Source organism: Candidatus Eisenbacteria bacterium (assembly GCA_035712145.1).
Taxonomy (GTDB): Bacteria; Eisenbacteria; RBG-16-71-46; order RBG-16-71-46; family RBG-16-71-46; genus DASTBI01.
Genome location: DASTBI010000024.1, coordinates 1 through 5,127, shown reverse-complemented (window position 1 = coordinate 5,127; position 5,127 = coordinate 1). Strand labels below are relative to the sequence as shown.

Sequence of the window (5,127 nt, the reverse complement as noted above, 5' to 3'; positions counted from 1 at the left end):
GCCAGGTGCTGCAAGGTGTGATAGTGCCGTTCAGGCTCGGAATACCGGGCGAGAACCTGGCGATGAAGCCCTCTCAGCGTCGGCGAATCGCCGACTCCCAGCGCGCGCCAATGCTGGACCCATCGCTCGATGCCGGTCATCGCGCGACGCGCTTGTCCGCGCGGGTCCACAGCGCCAGACCCACGGCGCCGAGCGCGCCGGCCAGCAAGCAGAGCTGATGGAGCATCTCCACGTCGATCATGCCCAAGAGTGGATTCGAGGACGACCATGGAAGAAAGGGACGCACATCGGAGTGCATCATGCCGTCCAGGAGTGGATGCGAGAGTCCGCCGAAGAGGCCTCCCGCCCAGACCCCCGCCGGCGACAGCTCGCTCCGCAGAACACGGCTTCGCCACCCGTTATGACCCGCGGGCGCCTCGAGCCAGGGCAGGGCGCGGAGCAAGCCGATCAAGGCGACCGATACCGCGGCTCCAGCCATCCCGGCGCCCAGCAGCGAATGGAAGAACCGGTGAACGGGATGCTCGTGACGACTGAGGTAATAGAGCGTCTCGCAGTCGATCACCACTTGAGCCGCGCAGAACGCCACCCACGAAAAGCGCGGCGCCGCGGCGGCCTTTGCCGCCAATCCGACTCCGAAGTGATAGGGAGTGAACGGCACTCGCCCTCCTTCATTCGCTGGTAGTCGATTCCGCGACGCGATTTCCTGGCCTGTTCTAGCCGTTGCCGCCTGGCTGACATGTAACTTCTTACTCGCCCCGGGGAGAGTAAGAAGTTACATGGATGCTGACGGCAGAACGATTCGAGTTCTTGCCAGTGCCGCTCGTGGCGTGATTGCCCTTGCGCTTCGCGATAATCCTGATAGAAAGGAAAAGCCCTCCGTTCGGATCGCCCCCGCGAAGCGATCGACGATCAGCACTTACAAGCTGACTCATCTGAGTGACGCCTTGCTCCTGGCCGACCTGGCGGAGATGGTCGCGAGAGATCGAGCCAGCACGGCGGAGCTCCTGGCGTACCTCTGCGAGGTCGAAGGGCGCCGGCTCTTCCTCTCTGCCGGCTACGCGTCGATGTACGCCTACTGCGTGGACGAGCTCCACTTGTCCGAGCAGGCGGCCTACAAGCGGATCTACGCGGCGCGCTTGACCCGAAGGTTTCCTGCGGTGTTCTCCGCGCTCACGGAAGGGCGCATCCACCTGGCCGGTGTCTGTCTGCTGGGGCCTTATCTCAAGCCGGGCAACGCGGACGAGCTGCTCGCGATGGCCAATTATCAGCGAAAGTCTGAGATCGAGCGGCGGCTCGCTTTGCGCTTCCCACGAACAGAGCTGATGACGATCGTGGAAGTATTCCCTGGCCGGGCCTCGTCGTCGAGGGCGGACGTGGTGCCGGAACGCTCGAACGAGGCCGCCGTGCCCGCCAATGAGCCGCTGCCATCGCGAGGATTACAGGGTGTGGCCGGTGGGGCCGCTGATCAACCTGAACCGCCCACCATGAGGCCAGCGTTTTCCGATGTGGAGCCGCAGGCGCCACCGGTCGCATCTGCCAACGAGCGACCGAAGTTGATCCCGCTCGCGCCACAGCGATTCGGACTGCAGGTCTCCATCCCCCAGAGCACCTACGACAAGCTCCAGCACGCCCTGGCTCTGCTGAGCCACGTGATTCCATGCGGAGACGTCGCGCAGCTGATCGATCGCGCGCTCGATGTGCTGATCCGCCAAGTCGAAAGGCAGAAGCTCGGCGCCGCTCTTCAGCCACGGCCTCTTCGATTGGGGACCCACAGCCGGCGTTACGTCCCGGCTCACGTGCGGCGCGCGGTCTGGCGGCGCGACGGCGGTCGGTGCACCTTCGTCAGCGAGAGCGGGCATCGCTGCGACGAGCGACGATTCCTGCAATTCGATCACATCGATCCCGTCGCTCGGGGCGGTCTTGCCACGGTGGATGGGATTCGTCTTCGGTGTCGCGCTCACAACCAGTACGAAGCGGAACGCATGTTCGGCAGGAGATTCATGATGGCGAAGCGTGAGAGCCGTGGCAGACGCATCGAGGCTGGTGAACGTACGCGCGAGGAGCCTGCAGGGGAGGTGCGGGAGAGCGATTCGCAGGAGAGCGACGCGAGGACTCTGTAACCCCTTGCTCTCCCCAGGGAGAGCAAGGAACTGCAACGCAAGGCGAAGGGCCACCAGGGCTCTCGCGTTCAGCCGCGCGCCCTACCGGCCGATACCTGGGGCATGAACGCCCGGAGAGTGCTGGTCATCGCCATGGTCGCAGTCGTCGCCATCCCCGGGTGCGCGACGCTGCAGCAGATCGCTGCGCTCCACACGGTGCGATTCGACTTCGCGGGCGTCTCCGACGTGCGAATCGCGGGCATCCCGATCGGGGAGAAGACCAGCTTCCGGTCGTTGAGCGTCGCCCACGCCGCGCGGCTGGCCGCGGCGATCGCGACGAACGAGGTGCCGCTCGAGCTGATCGCGCACGTCGACGCGACCAACCCCGCCGAGAACGCCGTCAGCGCGCGCATGGTGGCGCTGGATTGGACGCTCTTCCTCGACGACCGCCAGACCTTGGCCGGTGGGCTGGCCAGTCCGGTCTCGATTGCTCCCGGAGCGACGTCGGACGTGCCGCTCGCCGTTCGCATCGACCTGGTGCAGCTCGGCAATGGAGGCGCGCGCGACCTCTTCGACCTGGGACTCGCGATCGCGGGGCAGGGAACGCTCCAAAAGGACCTCCGACTCGATCTCGCCCCAACGATCGAGACGCCTCTCGGTCCGATGCGCTATGCCGTGCCGGTCACGGTGCGGCGCTCGACGGCGGTCACGCGCGCGTCGGAGTAGCGCCCTCGGCCTCACCGGTCTGACACCACGGCCGAGGAGGTCAGGTGGCGTATGATGCCGCCACCATGAGTTCCCCCGGCGCGAGCGAATCCCTCGTCGGACGCACGATTGGGCACTACGCGGTCACCGGCCGTCTCGGCGAAGGCGGCATGGGGGCGGTCTACACGGCGCGCGATGACCGCCTCCATCGCGATGTCGCCATCAAGGTCATCGCGCCCGGGGCAGGGAGCGATCCTGCACTCGCGAAGCGGCTGCTGCGCGAGGCGCGCGCCGCGTCCGCTCTCAATCATCCGAACATCGTCACCATTCACGAGATCGCCCAAGCCGACGGCCTGGACTACATCGTGATGGAGCGTGTCGAGGGCCGTTCGCTCGCGGAGATGATCCCGCCGGGTGGGCTCCCGATCGACCAGGCGATCGACCTCGGCATCCAGATCGCCGGCGCCATCGCCATGGCCCACGAGACCCAGATCGTGCACCGCGACCTCAAACCGGAGAACGTGATGGTGACGCCAACGGGTCGCGTGAAGGTGCTGGACTTCGGTCTCGCGCGCTTCCACGCCCCCTCGGTGGCCGACGAGACCGCCCGCACGGTGGCCATGCCCACGCAGCTCACGGGCACGCGCGCGATCCTGGGATCGGTGGGCTACATGTCCCCGGAGCAGATCGAGGGCCGGCCGGTCCAAGCGCCTTCGGATGTGTTCTCGCTGGGCATCCTCCTCTACGTGATGCTCACCGGGAGTCGGCCTTTCACGGGCGACTCGGACTGGGCGGTCCTGGCGGCCACGGTCCAGGCCACGCCGCAGCCCGTTCAGTCGCTGCGGCCCGAGGTTCCCGCGGGGCTTGCGCGCATCGTGGCTCGCTGCCTCGAGCGGCGACCGGAAGACCGCTATCTCTCGGCGGTCGCGCTCGCCGAAGACCTGCGGGCGCTGGCGCATGGGCGCAGGCGAGGCGCGACACCTCGGTTCACCCGCGCGGCCTTGTTCACCGGCCTCGTGCTGGCGGCTATCGCGATCACAGTCACGGTGTGGCTTCTCGTGCGCGAGTCTCGCGTGCGGTGGGCACGAGGCACCGCGATCGCCGAGCTGAAACAGCGGACCGCGAAGGGTGACGTGGTGGGAGCCATGGTGATCGCGCGCCGGGCCATGGCGATCGCACCTCAGGACGACCAGCTGCGGGACGCGTGGCGTCATCTTGTCGTGCGTCTGGACCTCGAGAGCCAGCCATCCGGTGCGGAGGTTGCGATTCACAGTTACATCGGTGGCGATGGGTGGCTACCGATCGGACGCACACCCCTCCAGCAGGCGTTCGTCCCGTTCGGTCTCTTGCGGTGGCGGTTCGTGCGACCTGGCTACGACACGCTGGTGATCGGTCGGGGAGGTCGCGGCGTGTTGGAGGCCGCGCTCGTGCAATCCGGAACGGCGCCCGCAGGCATGGTGCTCGTTCCGAGCGGACCGGTCGAGGTCGAGAGCACCAGCGAGTCGGTCGAGCTGCCGGCCTTCTGGCTCGACCGCCATGAAGTCACGAACCGCCAGTACAAGGCCTTCGTGGACGCCGGCGGCTACCGTCGCCGCGAGTTCTGGAAGGAACCATTCGTCCGCGATGGCCGCACGCTGTCGTGGGAGGAAGCCGTCTCCACGTTCCGCGACGCCACCGGCCGCCCGGGGCCTGGGACGTGGGAGTTCGGCGCCTACCCGACGGGCCATGACGATCATCCGGTGACCGGTGTGAGCTGGCACGAGGCCGCCGCCTATGCGGCCTTCGCGGGCCGGCAGCTCCCGACCGTGTACCACTGGTACCGGGCGTCGGGCTCGCAGGACGTCTTTTCAGAGATCATCACGCAGAGCAATTTCAACGCGAAGAATCCCGTGCCGGCGGGAAGCATGGCTGGGCTGGGGCCGTTCGGCACCTACGACATGGCGGGGAACGTGAAGGAGTGGTGCTGGAACGCGGCGGACAGCCGCCGCTACATCCTTGGTGGCGCATGGAACGAGCTGCCCTACGCCTTTCACGATCAGGATGCGCGCTCGCCTTTGGAGCGTGAGGCGACTTTCGGGTTCCGTTGCATGCTGCAGCGGGAGCCGCTGGCCGCCCGGCTAACCCAACCCCTCCATGCTTTCGAGCGCGACCCCGCGAGCCTCGTGCCGGTCGGGGACGAGCTGTTCCAGGCCTATCGACGGCTCTACGACTACGACCCCACGCCGCTCGATGCCCGTGTCGAATCCGGGATCGAGCAGAACCCCGCGTGGCGCGAGGAGCTGGTCACCGTGAACGCGGCCTACGGCGGCGAGCGCCTGCCCAT

At 67.1% G+C, this 5,127-nt stretch carries 4 protein-coding genes; 3 read left to right on the top strand and 1 reads right to left on the bottom strand.

Going from position 1 to position 5,127, the window contains the following annotated elements:
- Window positions 1-136: 136 nt before the first annotated feature.
- Window positions 137-658, bottom strand: a complete 522-nt coding sequence (locus tag VFQ05_01140) for a metal-dependent hydrolase (GenBank protein ID HET9325357.1) — start codon at window positions 656-658, stop codon at window positions 137-139.
- A 286-nt stretch (window positions 659-944) separates the two neighbouring features.
- Here VFQ05_01140 and VFQ05_01135 point away from each other — a divergent pair, with 286 nt between their 5' ends.
- The 3 genes from VFQ05_01135 to VFQ05_01125 all read left to right on the top strand — a co-directional run.
- Entirely contained in the window at window positions 945-2,120 is a 1,176-nt protein-coding gene (locus tag VFQ05_01135; GenBank protein HET9325356.1) for a hypothetical protein, read from the top strand.
- 102 nt (window positions 2,121-2,222) lie between these two features.
- Window positions 2,223-2,825: a hypothetical protein gene (locus VFQ05_01130; GenBank protein ID HET9325355.1), complete on the top strand. Its 603-nt coding sequence runs from the start codon at window positions 2,223-2,225 to the stop codon at window positions 2,823-2,825.
- Between the two features lie 65 nt (window positions 2,826-2,890).
- A partial coding sequence (locus VFQ05_01125) for a protein kinase (protein ID HET9325354.1) occupies window positions 2,891-5,127 on the top strand: 2,237 nt, incomplete at its 3' end.